This window comes from Arthrobacter liuii (genome assembly GCF_014639275.1).
Lineage (GTDB): Bacteria > Actinomycetota > Actinomycetes > Actinomycetales > Micrococcaceae > Arthrobacter > Arthrobacter liuii.
Window position 1 is genome coordinate 296,705 of record NZ_BMFW01000001.1, and the last position, 14,012, is coordinate 310,716.

Below are 14,012 nucleotides of genomic sequence, written 5' to 3' on the forward strand. Positions count from 1 at the left end.
CAGTCGCGGGTGGCAGGATGAGGCCATGACGACAATCCCTGTGATCGACCTAATGGGCAGCCTCCGCTCGGGCAACTCGACGGCACCACGACTGACCTGGTACGGGCCCGATTCGGAGCGGGTGGAGCTGTCGGGACGGGTCCTGGACAACTGGGTGGCCAAGACCAGCAACCTGCTCCAGGATGAACTGGACGCGGAACCGGGCATGCGGCTGCGGCTTGCGCTTCCGGCCCACTGGAAAGCGATGGTCTGGGCGCTGGCCGGCTGGCAGCTTGGGCTGGAAACCGTGCTCGACGGCGGCCCGGCGGACTTCATGGCCACGGACAATCCCGGCGGGGCCATGGATCAGTACGACGCCGTCATTGCCGTTGCGCTCCCGGCACTGGCCATGCGCTGGCCCGGGGATCTCCCCGCCGGGTGCCTTGACTACGCCGCCGAGGTGCGTTCCCACGGGGACGTATTCATGCCTCACACCGATCCGGATCCGTCGTCGCCCGCCCTGACCCACCAGGGGCGCGCGGTCCCGCACGGTGAACTGATCACCGGTTTTGCCTGTCCGCATACGGAAGGCGTCAGGCTGCATGTTCCTGCGGACAGCGGGCTCGAATCGGCATTGGCCAATGCGCTGGGGGCATGGCAGCAAGGCGGCTCGGTGGTGATGACCCATCCTGCCGTGGCGCTCACCGACAAACTGCTGGCGGACGAGCGGATCCACGGCAGCTAGGAGGAACGGATCCTAGGCCTGCGGGCCGCTGTCCGCCGACGTGGGGGCAGGACGTTCAGCCGCGCGTGCGGGCTCCCTGTGCGGGTGGGCTTCGATGATCTCGTGGTCGTGGGAGAACTCCGGTTCCTGGTCCAGTTCCTGGTTGAACACCAAGAAGCGGTACGCGAAGAACCGGACCACGGTGGCAACCAGGATGCCGGCCACGCCTGCGAGGAACAACAGGTTCTTGTTGTCGATGCCCATTCCATACTTGGCCAATGCCGTGAAGCCGGTGGAGATGCCGATGCCAATGCCGTTGATGATGACGAACATGACAAACTCCCGGAGCACGTTTGCCTGTCGCCGGTGGCGAAAGGTCCAGAAGCGGTTTGCCACCCACGAGAAAATCGTGGCCACGGTGGCACCCACGAACCGGGCCTTCGCCTCGCTGTCGGACATGGGACCGTGCATGAGGTAATAGGTCAAGCCGTTGTCGATGACGAACGCCACACCGCCAACCGCACCAAATTTGGCCACCTCGCGCCAGAAGAGTGAGGCGAGCCCCCGGATACGATCTGCAAGTGCGTTGTACATGACCCTCCATGGCCGTCTGAACTATGGGCCACTCGGCCAAGGGACCATTTTAGCCCCCAAAGCTTTGAACCGGCCCCCTGAACGCTTTGAACCGACCCCTAATCCGGGCCCAGGGTAGGTCCCCGGAAAATCTCCTTCCCCCGCCGGGCCGTAAAAGCGCGATCCGGCCCGTCTTCGGTAGGCTGGCACATGTGACTTTTCCAGTGATCGGCGTGGTTGGCGGCGGCCAGCTCGCGCGCATGATGGCCCCTGCCGCTACAGCTCTCGGCTTTGAACTCCGCGTCCTCGCCGAGGGCGACGACGTTTCCGCGGTGTCGGCCGTACCCACCACGCCAGTAGGCGATTACAGGGACCTGCAGACGCTCCTGGAGTTTTCCAAGGGCCTGGATGTGATGACGTTCGACCACGAGCACGTGCCGACGGACCACCTTCGTGCGCTCCAGGACGCCGGCGTCAACATCCAGCCCGGACCGGACGCCCTGGAGCACGCCCAGGACAAACTGGTCATGCGTGCCGCCGTCGACCGCCTTGAGCTGCCCAACCCCGCCTGGTCATCGGTGACGGACGTTGACGCGCTGGTTCGCTTCGGCGACGAGACCGGCTGGCCGGTTGTACTGAAAACCCCACGGGGCGGATATGACGGCAAGGGGGTCCGGATCGTCGCCTCGCCAGAGGAGGCTGCGGAGGCCGCTGACTGGTTCGAGGCCATGAGTCCCCTGCTGGCCGAGGCGAAAGTCGAGTTCACCCGTGAACTCTCGGCGCTCGTGGCCCGCACCCCCGACGGCGAGGCACGGGCCTGGCCTGTGGTCCACACCATCCAGGTGGATGGTGTCTGCGACGAGGTGATTGCGCCCGCGCTGGACATCCCACTGGAAGTGGCTGCGGCCGCCGAGGACGCCGCTTTGCGCATCGCCGCCGAATTGGACGTCACCGGCGTCCTTGCCGTTGAACTCTTCGAAACCCCGGGTACCGGGGCTGGATTCCTGATCAACGAACTTGCCATGCGGCCGCACAACACCGGCCACTGGACCCAGGACGGATCAATTACCAGCCAGTTCGAACAGCACCTCCGCGCGGTCCTGAACCTGCCCCTTGGTGCCACCGATGCGTTGGCACCCGTGACCGTGATGAAGAACTTCCTGGGCGGGGAGAACCAGGACCTGTACTCCGCGTACCCCATGGCCCTTGCCGCCGAGCCGGCCGCCAAGGTCCACTGCTACGGCAAGTCGGTCCGGCCCGGACGCAAGATCGGCCACGTCAACCTGATGGGAAGTTCCACGACGGAAGTCGACTCGGTACGCCGCAGGGCCACAGCCGTGGCAGGCATCATCCGGGATGGACGGGTCCCCACCGAAGAACCTTCCGCAATTTTCGAGGAGAACGCATGAGCGCCGAAGCCACCCCTGCCGCCGGGTCCGGCGCCAGCCCCCTGGTGGGCCTGGTCATGGGCTCCGACTCGGACTGGCCGGTCATGGAGGCTGCGGCGGACGCCCTGGCTGAATTCGGCATCCCTTTTGAGGCCGACGTCGTCTCGGCCCACCGGATGCCCACCGAGATGATCAGGTACGGCGAGACCGCGCACGAACGCGGCCTGCGGGTGATCATCGCCGGCGCCGGCGGTGCGGCCCACCTTCCGGGCATGCTTGCCAGCGTCACGCCGCTGCCCGTGATCGGGGTTCCCGTTCCCCTGAAGACCCTGGACGGGATGGACTCCCTGCTGTCCATTGTCCAGATGCCGGCAGGCGTGCCAGTGGCCACAGTCTCCATCGCAGGCGCCCGGAACGCCGGGCTCCTGGCCGTGCGGATACTGGCCTCCGGCACCGACGAACTTGCCGCTTCACTGCGCGCGGACCTCCTTGACTTCGCCGCCGACCTCAATGCCGTCGCCGCGCGCAAGGGCGCAAACCTGCGGCAGAAAGTCAGCGAAGTCTTCCCTGGCGGCTCCAGCGCTCTTCGGGGCAGCCGTTAGGGCGGCGGGCGTGGCCAGCAGCAGCGCGCTCAACACCGGCTCCGGCGCGTCCCTGACGGACCCGGTCCGGTATCCGGTCAGCGCTTCCTCCGCGGTCCGTACCAAGCGCGCCTTCGTGCTGGTCCTGCTGACGCTCCTGGTACCGGGCAGCGCCCAACTCGTGGCGGGCGACCGGAAACTGGGCCGGACAGCGCTGCGCGTGACGCTGTGCGTGTGGGCGGTCCTGCTGCTGACAGTTGTCCTGCTGCTGGTCAACCGCAGCCTGGTCATCAGCATGGTCACCAACCCGGTCACGTCGCTGGTGCTGGTGGTCCTGCTCGCGGCGCTGGCGCTCGGCTGGGCTTTCCTGTTCGTGAATACCCTGAGGCTCATCCGCCCCGTCCTGCTGGCACCGCAGGCGCGCCCCGCCGTCGGCATTGCCCTGGTGGTGGCGCTGGTCCTGGGCAGCGGCTCCGTGGGCTACGCGGCCTACCTGCTGAACGTGGGCCGCAACGCCATCGGCAACATCTTCTCGTCAGGCCCGGCGATCAAGCCCGTGGAGGGGCGCTACAACTTCCTCATGATGGGCGGAGACGCGGGCGACGACCGCACCGGCCGCCGTCCGGACAGCCTCTCGGTCCTGAGCGTGGACGCCGAGACGGGCCAGACCGCCATCATTTCCGTCCCCCGGAATTTCCAGAATGCGCAGTTCAGCGACGGCTCCCCCATGCGCGCGATCTATCCCAAGGGCTACAACTGCGGCGACGAATGCCTCATCAATGCCATCAACACCGAGGTCACCAACGAGCACGCAAACCTCTACCCCGGCGTGGCGGACCCCGGCGCCCAGGCCACCATGGAAGCTGTCTCGGGAACGCTGGGCATGCAGATCCAGGCCTACGTCCTGGTGGACATGGACGGCTTCTCCAAACTCATTGACGCCATGGGCGGCATCCGGATCAAGGCCGGCGGCTGGGTCCCCATCAGCGGTGAGACCATCGACGAAGCCAAAGGCATCCACGGAATGCCGCTGGGCTGGATCCCTGCCGGGGAGAACACACTGGATGGCTACCACGCCCTGTGGTACGGCAGGTCGCGCGAATTCGTGGACGATTACGCCCGGATTGCCCGCCAGCAGTGCGTGCAGCAGGCAATGCTGAAGCAGCTGGACCCAGCCACCCTGCTGTCCAAGTTCGAGGACATTGCCAACGCGGGAACCAAGGTGGTGGACTCGAACATTTCCTCCGCCCAGCTGGGCAGCTTCCTGGACCTGGCCATCAAGGCGCGGGGCACGGACGTCAAACGGCTCACCATCGGGCCGCCGGACTTCGATCCGTCGTTCTCCACGAATCCGGACTTTAACCGGATTCACGACCGGGTGGACCAGTTGCTCGCGTCCGCCTCTGCCAAGGGCGCCCAGTCGGCAGGAATTGCCGACGACGGGACGGCAGTTCCACAGGCAGGCGCCGGACACGTGCAGGCGGCAGGGACCCTCCCGGCCACCCTGCCCGCCGCCGCCAAGGCAGGGCAGCAGCCCCCGCCGTCGGACTTCACCCCAGTGACCACCACGCCCGACGGTGAGCCGATCACCGAAGCGATGCTGAACCAGTTCAAGCGTGAAGGCGACGAACAGGCCATCCGCCAACTCGTGGCCACCAACGGACAGTGCGCCCCGCTCTAGCGCCCGCCCATCAGCGCCCAACCATCAAGGAACGGAACGGTTTTGTACGAGATTGAGAACGTCCTCCGGGACTACGCCTGGGGTTCGACGACGGCCATCGCCTCGCTGCTGGGCCGTCCCGAATCGGGGCGCCCGGAGGCCGAACTGTGGATCGGCGCCCACCCTGATTCCCCGTCGGTGGCGCACGTACCGGAGGACGGGACCCGGAGCCCGCTCGATGCCCTGATCTCCTCTGACCCGGAGCATTTCCTTGGCGCGGAATCCGTCGCCGCCTTCGGCCCCCGGCTGCCGTTCCTTGCCAAGATCCTGGCGGCTGCGCAACCGCTCTCCCTCCAGGTCCACCCGAGCCTGGAACAGGCGCGGGAAGGGTTCACGCGGGAAAACGAAGCCGGGCTCGATCCCCATGCTCCGAACCGGAACTACAAGGATGACAACCACAAGCCGGAGATGATCTTCGCCCTCACGCCCTTCGAGGCGCTGTGCGGGTTCCGGCCGGCCGCTGAAACCCGGAAGATCCTGCAGCACATTGCCGATTCCTTACCCGAGGGCGCGCATCCACCCACGCTGGTGCAGTCCCTTCTCGGTGATCTCGCCGCAGCGGACGAAGGTGCCGGACTCCGACGGGCCTTTGAACGCCTGATCACCGGCGGCCAGGGCGTGGCAGAGGAAACTGCCCTGGTGGTGGCAGCCCTGCTGTCCGGGGCCTCGCATGAGCCCTACCAGGCCGAGCTGGGCACCGTCATCAGCCTCAACGAAAAGTACCCCGGCGATCCCGGTGTCCTGATCTCGCTGCTGCTCAACAGGATCTCACTGAAGCCCGGTGAAGCCGTCTATCTTCCGGCCGGGAACGTGCACGCGTACCTGCACGGGCTGGGCGTGGAGGTCATGGCGTCCTCGGACAACGTCCTGCGTGGCGGCCTGACGCCCAAGCACGTGGATGTGCCGGAACTCCTGCGCACCATCGACTTCCATCCGGTGGCTGTTCCGATGCTGGGCGCCGAAAAGACCGTGATGGACCAGGAACTGTTCCGGCCGCCGTTCAAGGAGTTCCAGCTGCAGCGCATCGAACTGGGGCCGGACGCCGGGCCCGTTCCGCTGGCCCAGGCCGGTGCCGCGGTGGTCATTGTGGTGGCAGGCGCGGTGTACCTCGATTCCCCCAAGGGCGACCTGGAGCTGTCGCGGGGCGGCAGCGCGTTCCTGGCAGCGGCTGAAGCCCCCGTCAATATCCACCGGGTGGCGGGCAGCGCCGAGCCCGCACTGGCTTTCGCCGTGACCACCGGCCTCTAGCAGGGCCGCGCCAGCAAGAACAAAGGGCGACGGCGGCACCCACCCCGGGTGCCGCCGTCGCCCTCCTGTCGTATCCCAGTCAGTTGCCCGAACGCAGCTTCCGGGCCAGTGGGCGGAGCCGCGCAGCGGCGCCCTTCAGCAGCTGACGCCCCTGCTGGAGGCCCTTGCGGGCCAGGGGCATAGCCTTGGAGTACGCGGGGTAGAACGGCGACAACGGCCTTTCCCACGTGCCCAGCAGCATGTTTTCGTGCTTGGCGAACTGCTTCTTGAAGTCGGAGATGCCATCGTTGAGCAGGCCGTTGAAGTCGTACCTGCTGCACCCGTCTTCCCGCATGGACTGCAGCGCCGCCCACTTCACGCCGTAGTTCACCCGCTGCTTCTGGCCCTCGCTGGAGACACCGCCGTACAGTTCGAAGGCAGTGGCGCCGCTGCGCGAAAGCCAGGTGAAGGCCAGCATCTGCTCGCCGTCGAACGCGGCGATGATCGGCGAGGCATCACCAAGGTTCCGGAAGATGTCCCGGTAGTACTGGTCCTCGTGGATCCCGAAGCCCGCCCGGTCCGCGGTCTCGTGGTAGATGGCCAGCACCTGCTCCAGCTCGGAGTCGTTCTTGACCTTTCGGAATTCCACGTCGCTGCGCATGGCCTTGCGGATATTTGCCCGGGTGGACTTGGACATCTCCGCCATCAGCTCGTCATCGGAACGGGTGAGGTCCAGGATGAGCGTGCGTGGGATGAGGACGGTGTTGGAGGACTCGCGGAAGCCGGCGGCGGCCACGGCGCCGGCGAAAGCGGACCCGCGGTCCCAATCAGGTTCGATACTGAGGGCCACGCCCCTGTGGCGGAGGGCAGCGTGCTCGGCCAGCCGGTTGAGGACCACCTGGGCGTTTTCGGCAGAGCACATGGGGCCGCGCGGAATGTAGACCAGTGCGCGGAAAGGTACGGGAAGCCGGCGGACCAGCAGTTGGGCGCAGCCGATGGTTTCATCCCCGGCCTTTACCAGGACCCTGTCAACGGACCAGCCGTGCATCGCCTTGGTCTCACCCCAGCCCCAGAGCTGTTGCGGATGCCCCTGGAACCGGTCAACGTGCTCGTCCCAGAGGGCGCGGTCAGTACAGGGCACAACGGCAGGAATCATGGCTTAAACCCTATACCAAGGCGTTAACGGGAAAGCCCCGGTGCGCGCTCGGCGCCCCGGGGCTTCGGTATCCTGCTTTGGCTGAAGGTCAGCTCTTGCGGGCGTAGTTCTCCCACTTGCTGGCCTGGTGCTCGCCGTCCACAAAGCGGATGGTGCCCGACTTGGAGCGCATCACGATCGACTGGGTCAGGACCTTGTCCTTGGAGTAGCGCACGCCCTTGAGCAGGTCGCCGTCGGTGATGCCGGTGGCGGCGAAGTAGCAGTTGTCGCTGGAGACCAGGTCGTTGGTGGAAAGCACCCGCTCGAGGTCGTGACCGGCGTCGAGGGCCTTCTGCTTCTCTTCGTCGCTGGTGGGCCAGAGTCGGCCCTGGATAACGCCGCCCAGGGACTTGATGGCACAGGCTGCCACGATGCCTTCAGGGGTTCCACCGATGCCCATGAGGGCGTCCACGCCGGTGCCGGAGCGTGCCGCGGCGATGGCGCCGGCAACGTCGCCGTCCATGATGAATTTGGTGCGGGCGCCTGCTTCGCGTATCTCTTCCACCAGCGGGCGGTGGCGGTCGCGGTCAAGGATCATGACGTTGAGCTGGTTGACCTTCACGCCCTTGGCCTTGGCGATCAGGTGCAGGTTCTGCTTGACCGGCAGGCGCAGGTCCACCATGTCAGCGGCCTCGGGACCGGTGACGAGCTTCTCCATGTAGAACACGGCAGAGGGATCGAACATGGAGCCACGCTCGGCGACAGCCAGGACGGCCAGCGCGTTGTTGATGCCCAGGGCGGTCAGCCGCGTTCCGTCGATGGGGTCAACGGCCACATCCACCTCGGGGCCCGTGCCATCGCCAACGCGCTCACCGTTGAACAGCATGGGGGCTTCGTCCTTTTCGCCCTCGCCGATCACCACGACACCGTTGAAGTGGACGGTCTGCAGGAAGGAACGCATGGCATCCACGGCTGCGCCGTCGGCTGTGTTCTTGTCGCCGAAGCCCACCCAGTGGCCGCCGGCAATGGCCGCGGCCTCGGTGACGCGGACGAGTTCAAGGGCAAGGTTGCGGTCCGGCTCGTCGTGGCCCACCGCAAGGGACGGTGAAATCGTGGAGTACTTCTGGGTCATGGACGCTGGTGACACGTGAACCTCTTCTTCGAGTGGCGATCATTGAACCCGCCCGCCGGTGCAGCAGGACGGTGATTCCTCTGCTATCGATCATAGTCGTGGCGCCGCGCCGCGGGCTGCCCGTGACGCAACAACGCAATGTGCATTGCGGGTGCCCGGGACCCCGGTGCGGCCCCGAATGGAAGTGCGGCTCCGGAATGGGCGACTATAGAGGGGTGAATGACATGCAGGAAGCCACCAGTCCCAGCTCCGGCCAGGCCCAGCCCGACGCCCGCCCCGGCGCGGCCGGCAGCAGTGCGGACGCCCCGGTTAAGCCCGTCATTCCGGCGGCGGCCGCCAAGCGGGCCAACGCGTCGGTGATCGGCATGATCATTGCCCTGGTGCTCAGCATCGCTGCATTCCTTCCCGTTGTCCTCATGAATCCCCAGCCCAAGGGCGAGGGCTACCGGCCCGACGTCGATGTTGCGTCCGTGGCAAGGAACGCTGCGGATGTGGCGGGATTCACACCTGTCGCGCCGGACACAGGCAACGCCTTCCGTGCCAATTACGCCCGGTGGGAAGCAGGGACAGGCAACGGCGTGCCCAGGTGGGAGGTTGGCTACGTGACCCCGAAGACGTCCTTCATCGGTTTGGTCCAGACAAAGAATGCCAATCCCACCTGGCTGCTGCAGCAGACCAAGAACGCCCCGGTCACCGGCTCCCGAAATGCCGGCGGCCAGGAATGGGAGCTGCGGGACACCGGCAAGGGTGAAAAGTCCATGGTCCTGAACTACCGCGGCAGCACCGTTGTCCTCTCGGGCGCAGCGCAACTGGACGAATTCGCCACGCTGGCCGCCGCCGTCGTAGGCTCCCTTGAAAGCAACCCCACTGTCACAGTTTCACCCTCGGCTGCTCCCACCCCGTAAGGTGGGGGCGTGACGACTAACCTGACCCCTGCACTGGCCTGGCGCCGCCTGCGCGAAGGCAACGAACGTTTCGTAAACGGCGAGTCTTCCCATCCGAACCAGAACGCTTCACGGCGTTCGTCGCTGGTGGAGACCCAGAATCCCTTCGCGGTGATCTTTGGCTGCTCGGACTCGCGGCTTGCGGCCGAGATTATTTTCGACGTCGGCCTCGGCGACGTCTTCGTGGTCCGCACGGCCGGGCAGGTGATTGACGACGCCGTCCTGGGCTCGCTGGAATACAGCGTCAGCGTGCTGGGGGTGCCGCTGATCGTGGTGCTTGGGCACGACAGCTGCGGCGCCGTCACGGCCACCAAAGACGCCGTCGAGACCGGTGAAATGCCCCCGGGCTTCATCCGCGACCTGGTGGAACGCATCACGCCCTCCGTCCTGACGTCCCTGCGGAACAACCAGACCGAGGTCAACGACATGGTGGTGGAGAACGTCAAGCAGACCTCCCAGCGCCTCGCCGAAAGCTCACGTGTGATTTCCGACGCAATCGAGGGCGGCCGCACCGCTGTCATCGGGCTCTCATACCGCCTGGCAGAGGGCCGCGCCGACCTTGTTTCCGGAATCGGCGAGCTGTAGGAGCCACTCGCCGGCGGTCCACGGGCCGCCGGCAACGGGCCCTTAACGGTTTTCGGTGGGGCGGCTGATCGCCATAAGCTAGCCCCATGACTTCCACTGAAGAGTTCCGCATTGAACATGACACCATGGGCGAAGTCCGCGTCCCCGTGAACGCACTGTACCGCGCGCAGACGCAGCGGGCAGTGGAGAACTTTCCCATTTCCGGCAAGACCCTGGAACGTGCGCACATTGAGGCGCTGGCACGGGTCAAGAAGGCGGCTGCCCAGGCCAACGCTGAACTGGGTGTGCTCGACGGCGAGCTTGCCAAGGCCATCGCAGACGCAGCGGATGAGGTGGCCGCCGGAAAGTACGACGGCGACTTCCCCATCGACGTCTTCCAGACCGGTTCCGGCACGTCCTCGAACATGAACACCAACGAGGTCCTGGCCGAGCTTGCCACGCGTGCGCTGAAGGCCGCGGGCAGCGACAAGGTTGTCCACCCGAACGACCACGTCAACGCCTCGCAGTCCTCCAATGACGTGTTTCCCACGTCCGTCCACGTGGCCGCCACCTCGGCGCTGATCAACGACCTCATTCCGGCCCTCGGCTACCTGGCTGAGTCGCTGGAGCGCAAGGCCGTGGAGTTCAAGGACGTCGTCAAGTCCGGCCGCACCCACCTGATGGACGCCACCCCGGTGACCCTGGGCCAGGAATTCGGCGGCTACGCAGCCCAGGTCCGCTACGGCGTCGAGCGCATCAACGCCTCCCTCCCCCGCGTGGCCGAGGTTCCGCTGGGCGGCACGGCCGTGGGCACCGGCATCAACACCCCGGCAGGTTTCCCGGAGCGTGTGATCGAACTGCTGGCAACGGACACCGGGCTGCCGCTGACCGAAGCCCGCGACCACTTCGAGGCCCAGGCCAACCGCGACGGCCTGATCGAGGCGTCCAGCCAGCTGCGCAACATCGCCATCTCTTTCATGAAGATCAACAACGACCTCCGGTGGATGGGCTCCGGCCCCAACACGGGCCTGGGCGAGATCGCCATCCCCGACCTCCAGCCGGGCTCCTCGATCATGCCCGGCAAGGTCAACCCGGTTATCTGCGAGGCGTCCATCATGGTGGCCGCCCAGGTCATCGGCAACGACACCGCCATCGCTTGGTCCGGCACCAACGGCGCCTTCGAGCTGAACGTCGGCATCCCGGTCATGGCTGCCAACCTGCTCGAGTCCATCCGCCTGCTGGCCAACACCAGCCGCGTCATGGCTGACAAGATGATCGACGGCATCACCGCCAACGTGGAGCGCGCGCGTTTCCTGGCCGAGGCGTCGCCGTCAATCGTCACCCCGCTGAACAAGTACATCGGCTACGAGAACGCGGCCAAGATCGCCAAGACGGCGGTGGCCGAGGGCCTCACCGTCCGCCAGGCCACCGAGAAGCTCGGCTTCGTCGGTGAGGGCGAGGGCAAGGTTTCCGAGGCAGACCTGGACAAGGCGCTGGATGTCACCACCATGACGGCTCCGGCGCACAAGGCATAGCCACCTCCGTCTTTGGACGCCCGACGGCGGCCGGTACCTTTCGCACGAAAGGTACCGGCCGCCGTCGCACTTAATCCCGCGAAGGGGACTAAAGTTGCACTTAGATGCTTAGGGTGCAAAACTTTACTTTGTGAACGATAGTGCAGTAAACGAAGGCGGGCTCCGCGAGCGCAAGCGGGCTGCCACCCGCAGCGCCATAACGTCCACCGCCCGCGCCCTGACTGCTGAGCGGGGCCTCAATGGGTACACGGTGGAGGAAGTGTGCGAGGCCGCGGGCATCTCGCGCCGGACGTTCTTCAACTACTTTCCCACCAAGGAAGACGCCATCATCGGCCACGCGGATGACGACATCCCCTCCGACGTCGTCGATGAGTTCGTTGCCGGCGGAGCGGCCTCACCCGCGGGGGAGATTTCCCCCACCCTGTTCCGCGACCTGATCCGGCTCTCGCTCCGCCTGGCCGAGGGCATGTCGGCTTCGGAAGAAGAGACCCGGGAGCTCATCGCCGTCGTCAAGAAGGAACCCCAGCTCATCCTCCGGCTCATCGGAGTCACGGAGGAGCGTGAAGCCCAGTTCGCCCGGGACGTCGCCCGGCGTGAAGGAGTGTCACCGGACCACCCTGTGGTGCAGATGGCCGTGGTGTTGCTCAGCACCATCGCCCGCAAGAGCAGCATGGCGTACTTCTCCGACGGCAACACCCGCAGCTACCCGGACCTGCTGCTGGAGAACATTTCCGCGGCCAGCGTCCTGTTTTCACAACCACTCGACACCCCGGATACTACCGCCGCAAAAGGACAATCATGAGTACCGCTACCACCAAGCCGCCGGCAGGGCCCCTGCTGCTGACCCAGAGACGCATCTGGATCATCTTCTCCGCGCTGATTGCGGGCATGCTCCTCTCCAGCCTGGACCAAACCATTGTCTCCACCGCCATGCCCACCATTGTTGGCAAGCTGGGCGGCGTGGAGCACCAGGCCTGGATCACCACGGCTTACCTCCTGGCCACCACCATCGTGATGCCCATCTACGGCAAGTTCGGTGACATCCTGGGCCGGCGTAACCTCTTCCTGGTGGCCATCGCGCTGTTCACGCTGGCTTCAGTGGGGTGCGCCCTGGCCACCGACTTCTGGGGCTTCGTCATCTTCCGCGCCATCCAGGGCCTGGGTGGAGGTGGCCTCATGATCCTCTCCCAGGCGATCATCGCCGACATCGTGCCGGCCAAGGAACGCGGCAAGTACATGGGCCCGTTGGGCGCCATCTTCGGCCTCTCAGCCGTTGCCGGCCCGCTGCTGGGCGGCTTCTTCGTGGACCACCTGACCTGGGAATGGGCCTTCTACATCAACATCCCGGTGGGCGTTGCGGCGTTCGCCATCGCCTGGTTCGCCCTGACCCTGCCGAACAAGAAGGCCGAAAAGCGGATCGACGTCCTGGGCGTGGTGCTGTTGTCGGCGGCCACCACGTGCCTGATCTTCTTCACGGACTTCGGCGGGAAGAAGGATGAGGGCTGGGATTCGCCCCTCACCTGGGCTTTTGGCGCAGGCCTGGTGGTTTCGGCAGCCGCTTTCGTGATGGTAGAGCGGCGCGCAGAGGACCCGATCATCCCGCTGAGCCTCTTCCGGAACCGGATCTTCGTCAACGCCACTGCCATCGGCTTCACTTTGGGGCTGGGCATGTTCTCCGCGATTGCGTTCGTGCCCACGTTCCTGCAGATGTCCTCCGGCACGTCCGCCGCCGAATCGGGCCTGCTGATGCTGCCGATGATGGCCGGACTCATGGGCACGTCCATCTACTCCGGCATCCGGATCTCCAAGACCGGCAAGTACAAGATGTTTCCCATCCTGGGCGCCGTGCTCACCCTGGCCGCCATGCTCTGGATGACCACCCTTACAGCCGGCACGCCCATCTGGGTCATCTGCCTCCAGCTGTTCGTCTTCGGAGCGGGCCTCGGCCTCATCATGCAGGTGGTGGTCCTGGTGGTCCAGAACTCCGTGCCGGCCGACCAGATTGGCACCGCCACCAGCACCAACAACTACTTCCGCGAAGTGGGCGCCGCCATGGGCGTGGCTGTGTTTGGCTCCATCTTCACCACCCGGCTTTCGGAAGCCCTCACCAGCGCCTTCACGGGGGCAGGAGCCTCCGCTGAGCAGGCCGGGCAGTCCACCCGGACGCTGGACCCCCAGGCCCTGAACCAGCTCCCGGAACAGCTGCGCGATGCCATCGTGAACGCCTACGCCGATTCCCTGGCACCGGTGTTCTGGTACCTGCTTCCCTTCATCGCCGCAGCACTGCTCCTGGCCATCACGCTGAAGCAGATCCCGCTCTCGGACACCGCGGGCATGGTGGCACGCGGCGAGGCCGTCGGCGGCGAGGAAGCTGAGCGGCTTGCCTCATCTACTGCCGGCGCTGCTGACGCTGGGCGTGATGGGGACATCGTGAAGAACGACGACGGCGAGCTGGTGTCCCAGGGCCGCTGACCGCCGTCGCACGCTTGGCCCGGCCGTTGCCGGCTTGG

General features: G+C 66.0%; 13 protein-coding genes. 10 read left to right on the plus strand and 3 right to left on the minus strand.

Going from position 1 to position 14,012, the window contains the following annotated elements; all coding sequences use genetic code 11:
* Positions 1–25: 25 nt before the first annotated feature.
* The gene (locus tag IEW19_RS01320) at positions 26–724 is read left to right on the plus strand and encodes a TIGR03089 family protein (protein ID WP_188569874.1); all 699 of its coding nucleotides are present in this window, start codon (positions 26–28) and stop codon (positions 722–724) included.
* A gap of 12 nt (positions 725–736) precedes the next feature.
* Here the strand turns inward: IEW19_RS01320 and IEW19_RS01325 are convergent, their stop codons facing one another.
* Positions 737–1,297: a GtrA family protein gene (locus IEW19_RS01325; protein ID WP_188569875.1), complete on the minus strand. Its 561-nt coding sequence runs from the start codon at positions 1,295–1,297 to the stop codon at positions 737–739.
* Between the two features lie 191 nt (positions 1,298–1,488).
* On the opposite strand from IEW19_RS01325, the gene IEW19_RS01330 reads away from it, so the two are divergent.
* From IEW19_RS01330 to manA, 4 genes are read left to right on the plus strand one after another with little or no spacing between them, the layout of a single operon-like run.
* The gene (locus tag IEW19_RS01330) at positions 1,489–2,685 is read left to right on the plus strand and encodes a 5-(carboxyamino)imidazole ribonucleotide synthase (RefSeq protein ID WP_188569876.1); all 1,197 of its coding nucleotides are present in this window, start codon (positions 1,489–1,491) and stop codon (positions 2,683–2,685) included.
* Positions 2,682–3,266 carry a 5-(carboxyamino)imidazole ribonucleotide mutase gene (purE, locus tag IEW19_RS01335; RefSeq protein ID WP_188569877.1) on the plus strand — a complete coding sequence of 195 codons (585 nt, stop codon included), beginning with the start codon at positions 2,682–2,684 and terminating at the stop codon, positions 3,264–3,266. Before IEW19_RS01330 ends, purE begins: the two co-directional genes overlap by 4 nt.
* A gap of 10 nt (positions 3,267–3,276) precedes the next feature.
* Positions 3,277–4,926, plus strand: coding sequence for an LCP family protein (locus IEW19_RS01340; RefSeq protein ID WP_229748245.1), 1,650 nt, complete (start codon positions 3,277–3,279; stop codon positions 4,924–4,926).
* Positions 4,927–4,968: 42 nt separating this feature from the next.
* Entirely contained in the window at positions 4,969–6,213 is a 1,245-nt protein-coding gene (gene manA, locus IEW19_RS01345; RefSeq protein ID WP_188569879.1) for a mannose-6-phosphate isomerase, class I, read from the plus strand.
* Between the two features lie 79 nt (positions 6,214–6,292).
* Here the strand turns inward: manA and IEW19_RS01350 are convergent, their stop codons facing one another.
* Together IEW19_RS01350 and glpX are read right to left on the minus strand one after the other, a co-directional pair.
* Positions 6,293–7,348, minus strand: coding sequence for a lipid II:glycine glycyltransferase FemX (locus IEW19_RS01350; protein ID WP_188569880.1), 1,056 nt, complete (start codon positions 7,346–7,348; stop codon positions 6,293–6,295).
* Positions 7,349–7,436: 88 nt separating this feature from the next.
* Positions 7,437–8,459, minus strand: a complete 1,023-nt coding sequence (gene glpX / locus IEW19_RS01355) for a class II fructose-bisphosphatase (RefSeq protein WP_188570015.1) — start codon at positions 8,457–8,459, stop codon at positions 7,437–7,439.
* A 224-nt stretch (positions 8,460–8,683) separates the two neighbouring features.
* Between glpX and IEW19_RS01360 the strand changes: the two genes are divergently transcribed.
* From IEW19_RS01360 to IEW19_RS01380, 5 genes are all read left to right on the plus strand, one after another.
* Entirely contained in the window at positions 8,684–9,364 is a 681-nt protein-coding gene (locus IEW19_RS01360) for a DUF4245 domain-containing protein (RefSeq protein ID WP_229748261.1), read from the plus strand.
* Between the two features lie 9 nt (positions 9,365–9,373).
* Positions 9,374–9,988 (plus strand): carbonic anhydrase, encoded by a 615-nt coding sequence (locus IEW19_RS01365; protein WP_188569882.1) that lies wholly within the window; start codon positions 9,374–9,376, stop codon positions 9,986–9,988.
* Positions 9,989–10,074: 86 nt separating this feature from the next.
* Positions 10,075–11,502: a class II fumarate hydratase gene (locus IEW19_RS01370; protein ID WP_188569883.1), complete on the plus strand. Its 1,428-nt coding sequence runs from the start codon at positions 10,075–10,077 to the stop codon at positions 11,500–11,502.
* A gap of 130 nt (positions 11,503–11,632) precedes the next feature.
* The gene (locus tag IEW19_RS01375; RefSeq protein WP_188569884.1) at positions 11,633–12,304 is read left to right on the plus strand and encodes a TetR/AcrR family transcriptional regulator; all 672 of its coding nucleotides are present in this window, start codon (positions 11,633–11,635) and stop codon (positions 12,302–12,304) included.
* On the plus strand, positions 12,301–13,974 hold the full coding sequence (locus IEW19_RS01380; RefSeq protein ID WP_188569885.1) for an MDR family MFS transporter: 1,674 nt from the start codon (positions 12,301–12,303) through the stop codon (positions 13,972–13,974). The genes IEW19_RS01375 and IEW19_RS01380 overlap by 4 nt, the downstream gene beginning before the upstream one ends.
* Positions 13,975–14,012: the final 38 nt, after the last annotated feature.